Origin of the sequence: Anaerocolumna sp. AGMB13025 (assembly GCF_029689925.1) — a bacterium.
Classification (GTDB): Bacteria; Bacillota; Clostridia; order Lachnospirales; family Lachnospiraceae; genus Anaerocolumna.
In genome coordinates this window covers 2,037,458-2,054,445 of sequence record NZ_CP121445.1, presented here as the reverse complement: position 1 = coordinate 2,054,445, position 16,988 = coordinate 2,037,458, and the positions used below count along the sequence as shown (strand labels likewise).

Below are 16,988 nucleotides of genomic sequence, written 5' to 3'. Positions count from 1 at the left end.
CTCAGAATCTAAGCTTAAGAACAATATACTCCACCCTGCTTTTCTCACAACCTAAAAGGCTGATTTTATCTCACAGCCTTTAAAATCCTACCTAGTCTTATAAGCCGTATCAATCTTGTTAAAAATAAAATTGAAATCCGGCATAAACCCCGCCAATGTAGCTTCCTCAACACTGTTAAAATAAGCATGGGCACTAAGATTAACTTTATTGCTGTCAGTTATCTGGGACTCATAACAATACTTTCTTTGACCGGCATCATTAAGATATCCGATCACACGTACTTTCTTAACCACCTTCAAACCAGATATTTGAGCATTCCTGACTTTTGCCTGACCGGAAAAATCAACATCCTTCATAACTAAAATCAAACTGGGACTGGATATCTTGTTAAGTCCGCTGGACGTCTGTTCCGAGGGAATATAAAGGGAATAATCCTTATCACTTCGTAAATCAGCTATGGCATCAATATTTTGGGTAATGGCATTGGTTATCCTCGTATTAATTGCCCTGGAGACTGTTTCACTGTTAAGAGACATACTTGGGCTTTTTACACTGCCTTCGTCCGGACTTGTTTTAATACTGCCAATATCCGCATAGGATACCCCGTTTGTAACGGCTAAGGTATTGGTATTTACCCGTATCCATTTTTCTGATCCTAAACAGACGGCAATTTCAGACGCCGGTTTATTGCTGTCATCATAGGTTTTAATGGTATAAGGCAGTTTCGGGGACCAGTTAAATTCAAAGGTATTACTATGGGCTTCCCCCGTTTCATTTACCTCTGACATAAGGGTGATATAATAACCGTCATTGGTAGCAAGTAAGGCCGTAGCTATACTGTCTTCAATATATTTTAAATTATCGGTGTAGATAGCCATATCATAATTTAAACACATCATCTCTTCAAAGGCAGGCAGACACATATTGGGACTTAAGGTAACCTGATTCATATCCTGATAGGTCAGTTCATCATTAACGCTGGCCAGAGAATAATTAAAGGCCATATCCCCGGAATACTCTATGGCTTTTGATAGCCTGTCCGTATCATATTCTGTGGCAGCCGTCTCTAATTGAATGTAAAAGGTTGAAAGCATAACCGCAAGACAGCCAAGTGCTATAAAATTAAAAATCATTAGCCAGTTTTTCAAGTATCTGCAACTCCTTTATCACCGATATACTGCTTTGTTTCAACTGTTTTGAGAAACTTCCTTTTCATACCGGTCTTAATTTTATTACTTGATGGTAAACTTAACGGTTTTTGAATTTCCTACAGCATCTGTTACAATTAAGGTATACGTACCTTTCGCAGATACTTTCGTACCATCCTTAATTGTTTTTTTATTTAATTTAGCCGTGTTTACACCTGATAACTTATCATAGAAGGTTATGGTAACCGGTGACTTATAGGTCTTTTTATTCTTAACCCCCAAAATTACCGGTGCTGTCTTATCAATATTGTCTATATCAACAACATACAGATTATAATTTTTCAAATAGTCCCGAACTCTGAAGGTATAGGTACCATTAGCCGTAACGGTATAAGTAGTGTCAGATAATTCCTTCGTCTTATCGCTTCGATATGTATTCCAGGTAGAATAATCTGTAATATCAGCTTTTGAAACCTTTGCCTTTGTAACAAGAATTTCAGAATATTCAAAGGGCACTTTTAAAGTGATTTTTACATTTTTGTTTGTAAAGGCCTCTGTACTCTTTTTTGCCTGAATTTTGTAAGATACCTTTTTAACCTCCAAAGAAGTTATTGTAGTACTGCCTTCCATGGTAATATAATAAACACCGGGGTCTAAAATTTTAGTAAAGGTATTATATTCTGCCCCTCTGGTACTGTATGACTGTACGATAACATTAGCATTCATAGAATTCTTTAAGATGCATTTCGAATCTTTTATATTAATATCTTTTAATTCCAGAAAATTAAAATTTACCGTTATAATGCTTTTTTCTTTTATTTCAAATCTGTAATAATCAATTGGTGCGGTAATACTTAAAAATCCGGTTTCAACTTTACCAAATTTAATACTATTCGGATTATTTTTTGAAGATTCGTTTACTTGTTCCGTGCTATTGGCATACTGACCAACTAAGCAAACTCCAACGGTTGTAAAATAATAGCTGTTTTTATTATTGTTGTTTGCTTTTAAAGCATAATTAAAGTAGTAAGTTCCTGCATCCAATAAAAGCAGTTCGTAATTTTTTTCAGACGTTAATTTTACTTGAGCCCCAACTAAATCGATTCCCTTCACATCCCTGGAGAACCAGATCACGGAGGAGTTTACCTCTGCAGTATCCCAGTTCATATATGCCTTAATTACCGTTGGCTTATTAATAACAACTTTACCAACTCCTGATATACCAGTTACCGCCGTAAACTGATTGGTTGCAGGATATTGTAAATTATCGACGGATGACGTATAGGTAATCGGTATTTCATAATTGGGTGAAATATCTGCCTTGGCTGTTACAGCAGGACTTAACGAGGCTATTACCAGCAAGCAAAAACATAAGCCATACAATTTTGTTTTTAAATTGTTGTTTTTTTTCATATCAACCTTTCCCTCCATTTTATTTTTAGTGGACCATTTCGGCCATTGTTAATGAATAATTCTCATCATCAACCCCTATGAAAATATTCAATATTTTCTGATAAGCCGATTCTGATTTTTCCGTTAATTTTATCTGAACCACATCTTTTTGATTTAGTAAACTGATATCATCTGCTGCTATATATGTAACATTTACATTACCGTCACTCTCTAAGGTAGCTGTTTTTACAAGCCGGCTAATCTGCACATCCAGTACCATACCATAGGAAGCTGTCTTCATATAAAATTCGTTCATATCATCATTGGTTATGGATTTTTTATCGGTTACCACATCTAAAAAACTTGTCACCTCATTTAACAGCTGCCTTCTGTTTTCCATTTCTGTAACACAATAGGAGTATAATAAGGGAGCCAGTATTAACATTAAAAAAACAAGCACAAGAGAAATTATCCTTGATAAAAAACCATTCATCTTCCTCGATACCAGGTCCCCTGGCACCTGCCTCCTTTCCGCATAACCCTGCTGCAAAATTTCCGTTCCTATTCCTATTTCAATTTCTATTTCTATACCCTCCGGGGGTTCTACTGTTTTAGACCTTCTATCTAAATAATTATTTACTCAGTCTTTGCAAAATTGAAATATGCATTTTTCGTTTTTCCATCACTATTAATTTCATATTCATAGGAAATCAGATATTTTGTATCCTTTCCATCACTTAGAATGGCACTTGCCATATATTGACCATAGGTTATCAAATTTTCTTTATAGGTATAATTAACATTGAACTGTGTATCATGAATTTTAATATTCTTAGGTGATGGCATATTAGAATCCTGTATCTGGGTAATCAGCATAAGTTCTGCTCTTGATAAGCTGGCATCAAAGGAACCATATTCCTTTAATACGTATGCATTGTTTTTTACAGTAGTATTTTTATCCTGCATATAAGTTTCGTTATATCCATAGGCACGCCTGTTTGTCATAAACGTAGAAGTGACTCCGGTAACAATACACAGCGCTACGACTAACATTAAAATTCCTAAATCCAATATCTCAAAAGCCTCTTTCTCCAATCAAACCACACTCCTTTAGGGTACCCAAACAGCATATAAAATAAGTTCTCCAAATAGCAGCTGATTCTTTATCTTCTGACCGTCTAAGAAGGTAACGCCTCCTCCTTTTGTCAAAGACCAGCCGGCGAAATGGTAGCCCTGCCGGTAAAAAGAATTAGGGTTTAAGGCCTGTTCTTCTATGGAACCGTCGTTCTCATAATCATATATAAACTCTTCACTTGCCATATTTCCGCTGCCGCCGCCCGGATCAAATTTAACGGTATAGGAATAGGGATAAATAAATAAGTGGTATTGCCCAAGCATTTCATCATATTCCGTTTTCAGCTTTACTTTTCCTTGTAAATGCTCCAAAATACAAGGGGTATCACTAATTAACTCATATTTGCCGTGGTCAATATCACAAATATAACAGGTCAGATCATGAATCTGAGAAGCATTATACTGGGTCAGTGAATATACGGAGGCCGCTGGCATAATTACTTGATCATAGGATAACGCTGAAAGATTAGCATTTCCTGCTTCAATTTCTGCTTCCGCCATAACATTATACGTCTCATTTCCTATGTCTTTTCCAACCTGGACACCATATATTACGTAAATTAATAGTACTGACAAAAAAGCCATCATAACTCCGAGCTTTACAACGTCTATTCCCTCATATCCCAAGCCATGCTGCATGTAAACACCTCCTTTACTGGGCTTTAAATGTATAGATTTTTCTTATCTGGCTTTTATCTATGGTGACAGAAAAATTATCAAAGATATTGTCTTTCATTACGTCATTTACCAAATAGTCCTGGGTCCACAAAATAGTAGGAAACTCTGCCATGCCGGGGTTTTGCAGATAGGTCAGATATAGTTCATTGGTGATTGGATACGTCCTATCCTTAAGGGTGATATAGTAGTCATATTTATTGTCATACTTTAAGATAAACTCAACAATATCATTACCGGTAACCTTTTCTCCGTGTTCAAACAAGTAATCTGCTGCTTCATTCCGGAGCAGTTCTCCCTGATTGGTGATCCAGGCTTCCCGGTTATAAAGATGCCTGGCAGTTACAGACAGAAAGAATAAAAGTACACAGAAAATCCCCATAGCCGTCATATTGATTGCCAATCTGATTACATCTTGTAATTCTTCCCTTCTCATACTTAACGCACCTTTCAATTAATATCCGATACACGAGGTAATTCTGCCTCTTTTTAATATCTTATAAAGGCTATTCCTGTCACGGTTCCAGAGGAATGATTATTGCGAAAGGAAGGATCTTTTACATCACTTCCGTTATAAATCAGATACGGATGAAATAAAGCTTTCATATCAATCCCCCTGGAAGTAGAAGTTAACACTTCCATCGAATAGTGTGATGGATTCCGTTCTGCATCCTCTCTGCTTAGGTAAAGGAAAGCTCCTGTGCTGTTTGGTTTATCCACATAAATTTCAATACTTCCGTCACTGTACTTTCTGATTGCTTCAATCACATCATCGGCATACAGACATTCACTTTTATAACCGGCGGCATCCACGTTTATATCTGTAAACCCAGTTTCATATTTTCCAAACTCCCGGTATTGCCTGATATTATGGGAGGTCACTATTTTTTCATTTTTAATATCCGCAAAATCCCTTTTTATTCCATAGAAGTTAACTACAAAAACCAGAAATACAGCTACCGTTAAAAACTCTATTCCAATCGTAATCATTTCTTCTAACGTCTCTCTGGTCATTTAACAATCACTCCTTAAAAAAACGAGTTGGGAATCAGACTTCCCAACCCATCTTATAGTTTGTACTTACGTCTTAGTTCGCTGAGGTCTGAACAAATACAACTCCGCAAGTGGAACCGGTAGAGTCCTTAATTAAGGTAGACATATACTTAGCACCTGTTGGTATGTACTCTGCGGTACCTTGTTTTTTTAGATTTGATACCCGATTATAGTAATCAATGGAACCGGTATCCTTATCTGTAACAAATGTACCGGTTGTCAAAAAAGCACCATTTTTCATTTCAATAGTTTTTTCCTCAAGTAATGCATTGTAATTTATCCCCCAATAATCTTTAACAATATCTCCTTTGCTGTTAGTTGCATTAAGACCTATCATACCAATCTGGGTAACAGCATCTGTATCTAATCCCGGACAATCAGTAGGTGTACCCACATGATCAATCATGCTTCTAGTAGCAACAATAATCGCAAAAGCCTTTCCTTCAAAGTTAGAATATGCAGCTTTTACTTTAGTGCCAAGGACCGTCTGCTGGTCATAATCATCAAACTCCGACTGCCCCACGATATCCAGCTGCGTAGTTACTTTATCCGCACCTGAATTTGTAATAGATTTACCTACTGTAAAAATTGTAAGACCGATTACCAAAACAAAGCCAAAGGCAAATAACGCCGTACCCAGTTTCGATAGATCAATACTCTCGTCTCCCATTCCTGCCATTTTTAATCAATCCTTTCTTATTTTTATTTTGCAGTTCTTTGTTATTGTTTTGGGAATTAACAATAACCGTTCCGGTATAAGTTGTTAAAACCGGATTGTTTTTGTTTGTGTTTCTACAACTAATATGACAGACATTTTTAAAAATCTGCTTTATTCCTCTTCTTTTTTTCCGATTTATTTTTACTTTTTTTCTGCCTGTTATCTATATCTTTTAGACAGCTAACAAACTTTCCTTCTAGCTGCATTTTAAACTTTTAAGGTCTTCTTATAATTGTTTTTGTATTTTATTACCGTTTTATATACCCTGTAAATCATTGATACCAGACATCATCTCTGTATATCCCATATACATAAGAGGAAATACAAATAATAAGATAAGGGTCATCATAAAAGGCATTTTCGCTCTTTGACCGCATTTATTCCTGCGGTTATCAATATTATTTTTCAGTACTTCATCACGGGTATTACAGATATGCTCCCGGTTTTGAATTAAGTCACTAAACGCTTCTTCCAGGGATAATTCATCCACCGTCATTTTCATCTTTTCGATAAAACGCTTAAAATCCGGTATCGGGGTTTTATCAATCATGATGTTTAATTCCTTAATCGGATTAGAGGCATAGCCCTGATAACAGTAAGTCAGCATGTCCTTATGCATGGTGGAAATCTGGGTCAGATGCTCAAGGGCTTCCATGGTATCACAATTCATAGACATAAGAATGGTCATAATTGTCTGGAGCTGTAAGAATTCCTCCTCCTCTTCCTCCTTTAAAAAGTTGCTGCGCTTCTTTATATTAATATCCGGCAGGAAAAATCCAATAACGGCAATAACAAAGGATATATCAATATAGTACCAATAAAACCGAACCTTCTGAAGCCAGTCATATTTCTTTTCCAGTCTGGCTTTTTGATCCTGTACCTGCAAATCATTGATATCCGGCATCGTTCCACGGATTAACTGGGTCAATTCCTCCTTTTCATCATCTGGGTTCCCTGTTATATGTTTAAAATCAAACTTGCCTTGATTTCTAAGTGCTATGTAGGTCATGTCCATGTCCAGTATATCTTGTTGGGTATACATCGGTTTCCCGCTTTTATCGTTGTAATCTTTCTCATCGGAAATTAAAGATAAAGAACCGGTATAATGAAGCATATAGTTCCTGCCGGCTATGGTAGCGCTGAAAAACAACAACATACAAAAGGTAAAAGCAGCAACGGCATATAACAGTTTCTCTACATAAAATTCCTCTATGGATTTTTTAGAAAACGCATTTAATAGCTTTTGGTTTAAGAGTCTTCTCTTTCTGTTTTTCGGTGTTATATTTTTAATAAAATGTTTCAGCGTTTTATATTTTAATAAATTATAGATAAAAAGGATTCTGTCATCTTCTTTTACGACATGCATGCTGTTTGCTTTGGATATATAATCATAACAATAAATACAGGCCACAATTATTAAAATCCTGATTACATAACCTGTCATTCCCTGTATAATAATTGATGTACCCGGCATATATTTTAAAAGGAACATCTGAATCAAAGGGATGCATGGGATTGGAATTAAAGTAAGATATTCCAGTTTTCCAAACTTCATAAACTGATAATCCTGCCTTTCCAACTCCTGATTAATATCTTTATTCATAATAAGTAAAGTTGAAATAAATGTGGAGTTACCCTCCGCATCAAACTCATCACCCGTGTTATTAATGGAATAACAAACGTAAGCTAAGGTTTGTATGGGTTTAAAGGGTGTGGATTCAAAAAACTCTTTGAGTCTTAATTCACCCTTGGTAGAAATCAGTACTCCATGGATACTCTCCATAATTTTAGCGATTCGATTGCCATATACTGCTGTTTCAAGGGCTTCTACAACATCGTTGCATCTCATGTACTCTAAGCGAATGGATTCCATGGCATATTTCAACTGAGTATAGACTATATAATTGATGCGTTCCATTCTTTTTTCCAGCATCGTGGTAAACAAGATATAGGATAAAACTGCGCATAATATTACACTGGCAATATCACTAAATATCAGCAAGGCGACGGAGGTTGTTATTACAACACCGACCATTGTTACGGTCAAATATTTAGAAACCAGCGATTTGACCTCATTTTTGCTGTAAACGGACATGGAGGATAATTTTTTTGTCATAACCCTTAAATAGGTTTTTAAAACAGGAAATTTTTTGTATTCTTCATATAAACAACAATAAAAGGCTTCCTGTTTTGTTTGTTTTTTATAATTAACTTTTTGTTTCGATAAGTTTAATATAATAGCTCCTGCAATCATTAATATCAAAACAGCCAGCAGTCCGGCAATCATAACAGGAGATTTAAATAGTTCAATTATATTCTTCATGGTATCCTACCTCCATCTCCCTGTTATTCTCCCATATTAAATTGTTTTGCAACAGAACTTCTATTACTAAGGAAAGCAACGGCGGAATTAAAATCCACAGAGTCGTCTTCTTCATTATAGCTATTGGCTATCTTAGCGCTGCCAAACTTGGCATTATCATCATAGGCTTCTTTTTTGGCGACCCCTTCATAATCCTTAAAAGTTTCACCTCTCCAATAATAAGCCATGAATTTCTCGAATTCCTCCCTCTCTTTCTTTGATAGTACCTCCCGGATTTTTTTATATAAGCCATCACTGAATTCCTCTTTGGCTTCATAGGTATCCGTATCCGTGTTATAAGTTAAGATATCTCTTGTAGAAAAGGAGATTCGGTCTGTCTGTCTAGTATAATATTCCTTATTCAGCTCGTAGATTGATTCTTCCGAACCAGACTCTTTTTTAAACTCCGGATATGGAATTCCTTCCTCTAATTGAGTAATTTCTGTAATACGTTTTATATACCGCTTCCCATCCGGGGTAAAATCAAGATGAACATTGATTTTTAAGACATCGGTAACCTGCTTCTCCGCAGTAGTCATGTTATCAAAGCCGCCGGCATTAACAAGGGAGTTTCTTAAGGTGAGTACCAGGTCTTTTGCTTCGTTGGCATGATGAGAGAATAGGGTAAATAAAGAACCCGTCATAGCCAGCTGTATCATACGGGCCGCTACCGGATCCGTAGCAACTTCACCGATAATCGTAATAGAGGAGTCTGATTTTTTTAAGGCATCCTGCAGGGATTCCGCAGTAACCGTATCGGTTTCTTGTACGGAATAAATATTTCTATTGGGATATATTTCACGAAGGTACATTTCCGGTGCCATTTCTAAAACACGAATATTATAACGGGGGTCCATATAAGCTATGATTGCCTTCATAAGTGTAGTCTTGCCAGAGCCCTGGCGTCCGGTAACAGCAGTAGTTACCTGACCACGCATTAAAAACTCAATTAATTTGATGGCAAGTTCTCCGTCTGTTACCCCTGGTTTTATAACCAGTGCTTCCGGAGAAATAATATCCAAGGTGAATTTACGGACAAAAGCCGCCCACATTTCACCTGCCGGAGGTCTTACGGCTAAGATACGGGATTTATCGTGCATGGTATTCACAAGATAACCCCGCTTTGCAGATAAGGGGCCGGGAGAATTCCAACGGATTAAGAGCTGTATAATACGTCTGATCTCATCTTCCGAACCAAAATCCAGAAATTGCAAGTGTATATAAGAGCCTTTAAAATACAACCATAAAGCATTGGTTGCTTCACTGGAGGCTTCTGAATTCTCTTTGCCGGACTGGGAACTATTAACGTTTACAGCATCCATTACTGAACCAGAGACTCCCACATTATAACCGTTAACATTCATTTCCGCCAAGGTGTCAATACACCCAAACCCTTTATAAGCCTGATACAAAAGCGTTGTAAATATATCGGTAACCTCTGCATCCGTCAGGTGATAATCCAGAACAAAATAACTTTCCTCAAGGTCTGCTTTTGTAATATAATAGGCCGTATCATTCTCTCTTCCGATACCAACGGCCGGTCTTTCCCGCTCAAATCCGTTCTCAAGAATCCACTTTGTCAATGCATCTCTGCCGTATATTTTTTTATACTTATACATGATAATCTCAAACATTGTGTTGGTGTTTGGTTCACTTTCTCTGTCAAGACCGATAATCTGTCTTATCTTTTCCGGTTTCATATGATCCTCAAGAAATAAGTGGATCATTTCTTTTACCATTAATTTTGCTCCATCCAGACCATAAACAGAATTCTTTAAAGCTTCCTTTCTCTGGGCCTTTCTTTTTGCAAGCCGTTTTAAATCATCATCTGATTCCAAACTGGCAATGGAATCTTCTTTGGTTAAATTTACAATATATATTTTAAGCGCATCCAGGACTTCTTCGAAGGATGATAGATCTTCTTCTATCACCACCTGTTTTTTAGCTTTCGCACGTATATACAATATAAAGACAATCAGGGTAATTGCTAAGATGGAAGCTAATGCAAGATTAAAATTACTCATAGTTACACCTCCTTTTTAATATCCCCTTACTATTCTTTTTTGCTCTCTTGAGGCTTGTTTTATGCTTTGTACGCCTCCGGCCAAATGTTTAATATCGGAATCCAATTCAATTACGTCTACGTTCCTTTTTTGAATCTGTTCAGCTAAATATTTTAACTGTCCCCTGTTTTCACAATAGGGAATCCATTGATTGAACCTGATACGATACCACTTGTTCGGACGTTTGATCCCCAGGATATTGGCAGCGTCCTTTAGAGTTCCTATCATATCACTGTACTTGTTTATAACAACTAAATTAGGTATGTTTGCGGTTTGTTTTAATATCTTTGTTTTTTGTGCTGCAAATCTTTTTAGTTCTGTTAACGATTGAGACAAAACAAAAACAAGGCAATCCGTATGGGCAAGAGCCATTTTTACATTTTCTTTTTCCAGATTATTTTCATCGATATCAAATATAATGTAATCATAGGGGAATTCCTTACAGATAAAAGACAGTACTGTCTGCATCTGCTCTTCACTCACGTTGGTTTCTTTCCCTGTTTTTGAAGTAAAGGTGTCCAGACTGAATAAATCCAGTCTGTCGGTAACTTCCCTGCAATAATTGCTGATTTCTTCTTTTCTGAGCCCCCCTTCTCGAATCAGATTGATAAGCTGCAGGGGATTACTTGTCTGGTCATCCGATTCTTCAAATCCAAAGTATGGAAACATGGACTCCGATTTACTGGTCACATGGGTTAAGCAAACATCTTTATTCCGGGAAGACAATTCAAAGGCTAACAGCGCCGCGATGGTAGTATTCCCATTGCCGTGAATGTGGGGCGAAATTACTGATATATTCATTATCAGGCCTCCTTCCGATTGTCTTTCTTCATATATGCATACCGCTTTCTTTTTAATAAACTGTTTAAGGAAGCAGGCTTGATATTAAGGGGAGCAGCAAAAGCATTTACTAATAAGGCGGTTATGAATTTATCTTTTAAGGGCTGTAACTGCCTCATTTCCTCTACTTGAAACAGATACATGGAATGTTCCGGCTTCCAGGTGATCTGATGCATATGTACTTCTTTTGGAACAAAGGCCTTAATTTTATGAGGAAATAATGTTAAGGTCCCAAAGGTCACATTATTATTCTGATTATCAATGATATCTTCAATATAATTCCCTAAAAAGGTGCAATTTTGTTCACACAGCATTAAAATATGGTCTGCGTCTTTTGGATAATATGAATCAGAGATTACGATCAGATACTCTGTTTCGTCTATAACCGCCTGCTCTTCAATTCCTTTCAGGGTTTCATCGGTCAACTCAAATAAAACATTAATTTTGATGTCTTCGATTTCACCATAATTCTCTTTTCCGGCATATAATCTTTTATAGGCCGCATCATCCGTAACAACTGAGGTATGCCCGGATATGGAACATGCTCTCATCAAGGGATATGCTAATATTCTTTTGTCAGCTTTTCCTGTAATTGCTATTTTTATCATACTTTGATTGTCTCCTTATTCGTTATTATAATGAACAAACCGGGTGTACCAAGGGTAGCAAACCCATGGAAATACCTGATTATCATCTGCTTTTCTGAACAACCGTTTTAATTATCACTTGTTGAATCTTCTTCTGTTTTTTTCGTTTCTTCCTGTTTCTGCTGATAGGCAGCGGCTGCCTGTTTTTTCTCCTGCAAAGAATCATAATCGGCTTTCGCTTCTCTGAATTTATCAGCAAGGCTTTCTTTTCCATTTGTCACGGTATCATTAATGGTTACTTTCTCAGAACTTAATAACTGTTTTTCCAACTGTTCCCTCCGTTTTAACACATCACTGTAATCAGAGGTATCAATGTTGGGATCCAATAACATAGTTTTTAATACATCAAGACTGACTGGATAATACTGTTTTGCAGCTGCCTGTACTCCTCCTTCAATATAAGTAGAGCCATATGCCTTAGTACTTGAGAATAGTGCTTCATCGGTCTGCATGGATTGGTATGCATAGAAATCCTGCTGGGAGACGATTAACTTAAGTGTAGCCCCGTTGATTTCCACCACTTGTTTATGGGTCATGGCGATATAATCCTGCCCTAAGGGAAATGCAATTCTGATATCTACATAATCTCCGATTTCAAGTCCGATTGGAATTTCATCAAGTACTACATCCAACGTTCTTTCATCATCTGTTAGTTCCTGCTGCATCAGCATATCAGACGTTATAATGGTTCCTTTGCCTAAAGCTATTTTATAGTAAAACCCTTTTATATCCTCAAGGGATAAGACCGCATGCTCCGGAACCGAATATTCCGGTATCTCGACCTCTGAAAATTGAAAATCCTGCATCTTGGTACCACTTTTTGCTTCTGCATTTAACTGATATACGGTAACTAAATCACCGATTTCATCCAACTGCTTAACAAGACCGTCGATTTCTTCCTCTCTCTGGCTTATGATATTCTGATAATTTCTAACAACAATGAAAATACCGGCAGCCGCCAGCAATAATACCAGCACCGCAGCCATAATAAAATATTTCTTTTTTGAATACATACTTACACCCTTACCTATCCTTTCTATTCTTATGTTTTCTTTTAACTTTCCAGTCAAGAAGCCGTTTCATGCGGCATTTAAAACGGTAATCTCCAATGGGATTAGCATGCCATTCCTGTGACAGCTTTTTCTTCAATGATGATTTTACTGTTTGTTTTCAATAACAGTGACTAAGTCAGTGGCTGCCGGAATTAATACTGGTTCCCTGCATTGTTTATAGATCAGCGTACCTGTTTTATTACCTGAATCATACAGGAGTAACCCTCTCATCACCTCGCCTGTCTCCTTTTTGACATAACATTCAAAATAAGACGGCGTCCCATATGTAAACATAATGGTGCCGTTTACTCCTTCCTTTGTTAAGAAATCCTGTACTTCATCAATTTTACAGGTAAAGATAAATCCAGAATCATCTGCAAACTGTGATAGGTTCTTAACCTTCGTTCTGATTTTATTATCTAGTGTGAGTTTAATACCTTCCTTCCTGAATTCCGTTTTTACTTCCATTACGGTTTTTTCTGCTTTATTACTGTTTTTCTCATTTAATACAAGATAAGATTTTTGTTTCTCCGGATAATAACGGACCTCATAATAATTTATTGTTTCACCGCTGTTTTCCGTGAAGTATTCTGTTATTATGTAATTCTTTGTATCAACTGTTGATTCAACAATATCTTTTTTATTTATCTTTATAAAAATAAAGGTTATCAGAATAAGAAGCATTACCAGGGATACCGTTGTGATTACTATTTGCTTTTGTTTAATGGTTAGTTTTTGTTTATTGATTGGTTTTTGTTTGTTGGTTGGTTTTTGTTTATCGATTGATTTTTGTTTATCGATTGGTTTTTGTTTACTGGTTGAGTTTTCTTCACCGATAGGGTTTTGTTCATTAATTGGGTTTTGTTCATTAATTGGATTTTGTTTTGTTTCTTTTTTATTTTTCTTATGGATATGTTTTGCAATCAAAACAACTCTGCCTCCTTCCTGAATATTATTTTAATCTGTAGTGCTTCCGGCCTCTGTTTTATCCAATATCAGGTGATCCGGTGTGTTTGTATAACCATTATCACCCTCAATAATAATTTTCTTAGAGAGACCGTCCTGGTTTGTAATAGTACCGGCATTATAAAGCTCCGGCGCTTTTTCTATTTCTTTTTCCGGCAGCTTATCCAATAAAACGGTGTAATTATTTATATCTATGGCACAGCCGGGATTCGAACTTTTCCATAGTTCATACCAGACTGTGCTCATAGAACCATATAGTAATAGCGGATCTTCATATACTGTGTTCAGTTTAAATTTTATTGTCATGGTTTTTGATTTTGTTGTACCAATTAAGCCATATTGTTTCACTTTTTGATTTTTACCCACAGCAGGTTTTATGCCTAGGTATTCAATTTCAATTGATTTACCGGTTCTGATTGTAACCGTATTATCGGTTACTCCTGCTACGGTTCCATTAAACTGGGAATACACCTTTATGTCCTGAGGGACTGCTATTGTAAGCCCGTTACTGTCCTGCTCTTTTCCGCTGTCTATAGAATAAGAACGCCCAAATGGAACCGTAATTAGTAAATTGGCTTTTGTGAAGGTCTTCATCTTATATCCGATAACGCCAATCTTAGTTTTATCATCCGCCCCTTCTAATATGGAATTTGCATAGTCTATTTTTGCTTTAATATCACCCGCATCAATGAATGATAACCCTGAGGCATCGGACTTTGAGTAAGCAGCTCTGTGAGAAGCGGCTGTCTGATAATTAACATAATCGCTAAGGATTGTCTTTATGGGTTTATTACCGGTAAAATTGGCTTCCAGCTTATCCTTGGCCTGATACCAGGCATCTTCTTTCTCTTTGAAATCTTTCAGTTCCTTATCATCAACATCTTTCAGGCCCTGTACCAGTTCATTCCACTCCTGCTGTTTATAGCAGGTGCTTAATAGGGCTTTTATTTCAAGTATCGTGCCTTCTTCCGATAATCTTTCCCTTCCCATTAAAACCCGCAGATCATCCGTGGTATAACCGGCTAAAGCATAGGAATGTGTCGGAAGTAATAGTATACTCAATAGAATTACAAAAAGTTTTTTCATAAATTTACACATAGTTATCACCTTTTATTTATTTCATATTTTGGAAGTTTTAAATGTTTTTCTAGCCATAATTCAGATTTACTATTCATATTCTATATTAATATGATAGATTATTTTTAATTTCGACTTATTACAGGCTGTAATTCGAGGAAAAAAAGACATAAAAAAAAAGCTATTATAAAATAGCTTTTAAGTTAATAAACTATATTCCCTTAAAGGTCTGGCTGACTGCCGGTTAAAGTCTGAGCGTTTAATATCAGGTTACCTTCTTCCGGGGAAAGAATCGGAATATATTCTGTATTAAGGATTTGTTCTGATTTACTTAATTCAGAAACTATATTCGTCTTGCTTACAACAGTATGCAGTTTTCTTAAAGCACTTGCATGATATTTTCGAACTTTATCATAAGGAATGCCTAAACTTTCACTTATATTCCGAAATGCTTTCTTTGTCGGAAACCCAGCAGTCCTTTCTGATACGCCTTTGTTACCAGCTAAACCATAATACATAGTAATAATTCTTTTCTCTGTGTCGGTCAAATATCTCTCTATTGTATTATTGATGGTTTCCCCAAGTTCTTTCTTTAAAACAATCTGCTCTGGCGTATCATTTTCATCCGCTTTATTCATAAATACTTCATCAAAAGCCACATTTGAGGTAGAGGCTATCATATTTCTGATCTGCTTTACATTTTCCGCTGTTATACCTGTAATCTCAGCTATATTTACATCACTGGTTTCTCTGTTTTCATTCTCCAGCTGATTGATAGCTTTGTTTATCTTATACTTTTCATTGGCATAATAGGTAGATAATCCATTGACATAATTATTAATATATTGGCTGACTTCGTGTTTTATATATAATACGAAAAAAGTAGTTGGTTTTGCTATCTCCGGATTATATTTATCCAGACCGATAATAATTCCCATTCTTGCAGCCTGTATCATATCTTCGTAATGTGAGCCGATAAATGTGGGATACTGTTCTGAAATGAATTTTGATATAAACTTGTCCATATTTTTAACAAATAACTCTTTTGCTTTATCACTGATCAAGGGATCCTCAGAAGCCTTCGTGGCATCAATTAGAATTTTTGTCATCTTAACATCCTTATTAAAACAATTAGAAACAAACTCCAACGTTTCTAGTTTTTCCATTATACTTCCGTTTCTCATTATATTTTCTACATCATTAACCAATTCGTCATCAAATATACCGCTATATTGATTATTCATTCGCTAAGTCCCCCCCAGAGAATTTTAAAGATCAGATTTTTAGATACGATTTGTTTTTTATCTACAATTTTACAAAAAACAACAAATTTAAAGATGTTATTTTGCTTATATAAACATAGTATAACAAATAATGCCAAAAAAGTAAATATTTTTTACATTAATTGATAAATTATGTATAATTTTGTTTTTATATAAAAAAAAAGAGCGAATAGCTCTCTTCTTTTAAGGAATCGTCTTTTTATAAGTCAACGAATCATTTATTTTTGTGTAATATGTACTGTGTTTTCACTCGTTAAAGCAGTTATCTCCCATGCTCCGATATGCAGACTAATAGCACCGTCTTCCGTAAAATTTTTCCCGTCAATTTCTTTCATTCTTTTTATAATGTTTTCACTCGGTTCTAATCCACACTCAATAATAGTCTGCCCATTACATGTATGAATAATTGCTTTATCATTAATTAAAAATGCGGTTATTATTTTATATGTCAATTGGCTGTAAAAAGCACCTATTACATATTCGCATAAACAATCTCTGACCAAGTCCAGGTAATTCATGTCTATAACAGTATTATCCATTGGATTATACTCCTTTCTTTGTGTTTTTACATAGATTT

General features: G+C 36.0%; 17 protein-coding genes. All 17 read right to left on the bottom strand.

The window, feature by feature from the left end; genetic code table 11:
• Window positions 1–87: 87 nt before the first annotated feature.
• The gene (locus tag QA584_RS08295; protein WP_278274048.1) at window positions 88–1,149 is read right to left on the bottom strand and encodes a hypothetical protein; all 1,062 of its coding nucleotides are present in this window, start codon (window positions 1,147–1,149) and stop codon (window positions 88–90) included.
• A gap of 84 nt (window positions 1,150–1,233) precedes the next feature.
• The gene (locus QA584_RS08290) at window positions 1,234–2,562 is read right to left on the bottom strand and encodes a hypothetical protein (RefSeq protein WP_278274047.1); all 1,329 of its coding nucleotides are present in this window, start codon (window positions 2,560–2,562) and stop codon (window positions 1,234–1,236) included.
• Between the two features lie 25 nt (window positions 2,563–2,587).
• The gene (locus QA584_RS08285) at window positions 2,588–3,091 is read right to left on the bottom strand and encodes a hypothetical protein (protein WP_278274046.1); all 504 of its coding nucleotides are present in this window, start codon (window positions 3,089–3,091) and stop codon (window positions 2,588–2,590) included.
• Window positions 3,092–3,177: 86 nt separating this feature from the next.
• Complete coding sequence (locus QA584_RS08280) at window positions 3,178–3,636, bottom strand: hypothetical protein (protein ID WP_278274045.1); 459 nt, start codon at window positions 3,634–3,636, stop codon at window positions 3,178–3,180.
• 15 nt (window positions 3,637–3,651) lie between these two features.
• Entirely contained in the window at window positions 3,652–4,314 is a 663-nt protein-coding gene (locus QA584_RS08275; RefSeq protein WP_278274044.1) for an InlB B-repeat-containing protein, read from the bottom strand.
• 13 nt (window positions 4,315–4,327) lie between these two features.
• A complete protein-coding gene (locus QA584_RS08270) occupies window positions 4,328–4,786 on the bottom strand; it encodes a hypothetical protein (RefSeq protein ID WP_278274043.1) in 459 nt (152 codons plus the stop codon).
• Window positions 4,787–4,839: 53 nt separating this feature from the next.
• Window positions 4,840–5,364, bottom strand: coding sequence for a hypothetical protein (locus tag QA584_RS08265; RefSeq protein WP_278274042.1), 525 nt, complete (start codon window positions 5,362–5,364; stop codon window positions 4,840–4,842).
• 73 nt (window positions 5,365–5,437) lie between these two features.
• Window positions 5,438–6,082, bottom strand: coding sequence for a hypothetical protein (locus QA584_RS08260; protein ID WP_278274041.1), 645 nt, complete (start codon window positions 6,080–6,082; stop codon window positions 5,438–5,440).
• A 295-nt stretch (window positions 6,083–6,377) separates the two neighbouring features.
• Entirely contained in the window at window positions 6,378–8,444 is a 2,067-nt protein-coding gene (locus QA584_RS08255) for a hypothetical protein (protein ID WP_278274040.1), read from the bottom strand.
• Between the two features lie 23 nt (window positions 8,445–8,467).
• A complete protein-coding gene (locus QA584_RS08250) occupies window positions 8,468–10,507 on the bottom strand; it encodes an ATPase, T2SS/T4P/T4SS family (protein WP_278274039.1) in 2,040 nt (679 codons plus the stop codon).
• A 15-nt stretch (window positions 10,508–10,522) separates the two neighbouring features.
• Complete coding sequence (locus tag QA584_RS08245; protein ID WP_278274038.1) at window positions 10,523–11,347, bottom strand: hypothetical protein; 825 nt, start codon at window positions 11,345–11,347, stop codon at window positions 10,523–10,525.
• Window positions 11,348–11,349: 2 nt separating this feature from the next.
• Window positions 11,350–11,994, bottom strand: a complete 645-nt coding sequence (locus tag QA584_RS08240; protein ID WP_278274037.1) for a hypothetical protein — start codon at window positions 11,992–11,994, stop codon at window positions 11,350–11,352.
• 107 nt (window positions 11,995–12,101) lie between these two features.
• Window positions 12,102–13,046: an SAF domain-containing protein gene (locus QA584_RS08235; RefSeq protein WP_278274036.1), complete on the bottom strand. Its 945-nt coding sequence runs from the start codon at window positions 13,044–13,046 to the stop codon at window positions 12,102–12,104.
• Between the two features lie 144 nt (window positions 13,047–13,190).
• Window positions 13,191–14,012, bottom strand: a complete 822-nt coding sequence (locus QA584_RS08230) for a hypothetical protein (protein ID WP_278274035.1) — start codon at window positions 14,010–14,012, stop codon at window positions 13,191–13,193.
• Window positions 14,013–14,042: 30 nt separating this feature from the next.
• Entirely contained in the window at window positions 14,043–15,149 is a 1,107-nt protein-coding gene (locus QA584_RS08225; RefSeq protein WP_278274034.1) for a hypothetical protein, read from the bottom strand.
• Window positions 15,150–15,349: 200 nt separating this feature from the next.
• On the bottom strand, window positions 15,350–16,372 hold the full coding sequence (locus QA584_RS08220) for a sigma-70 family RNA polymerase sigma factor (protein WP_278274033.1): 1,023 nt from the start codon (window positions 16,370–16,372) through the stop codon (window positions 15,350–15,352).
• A 257-nt stretch (window positions 16,373–16,629) separates the two neighbouring features.
• Window positions 16,630–16,950, bottom strand: a complete 321-nt coding sequence (locus QA584_RS08215) for a hypothetical protein (RefSeq protein ID WP_278274032.1) — start codon at window positions 16,948–16,950, stop codon at window positions 16,630–16,632.
• Window positions 16,951–16,988 lie beyond the last annotated feature (38 nt).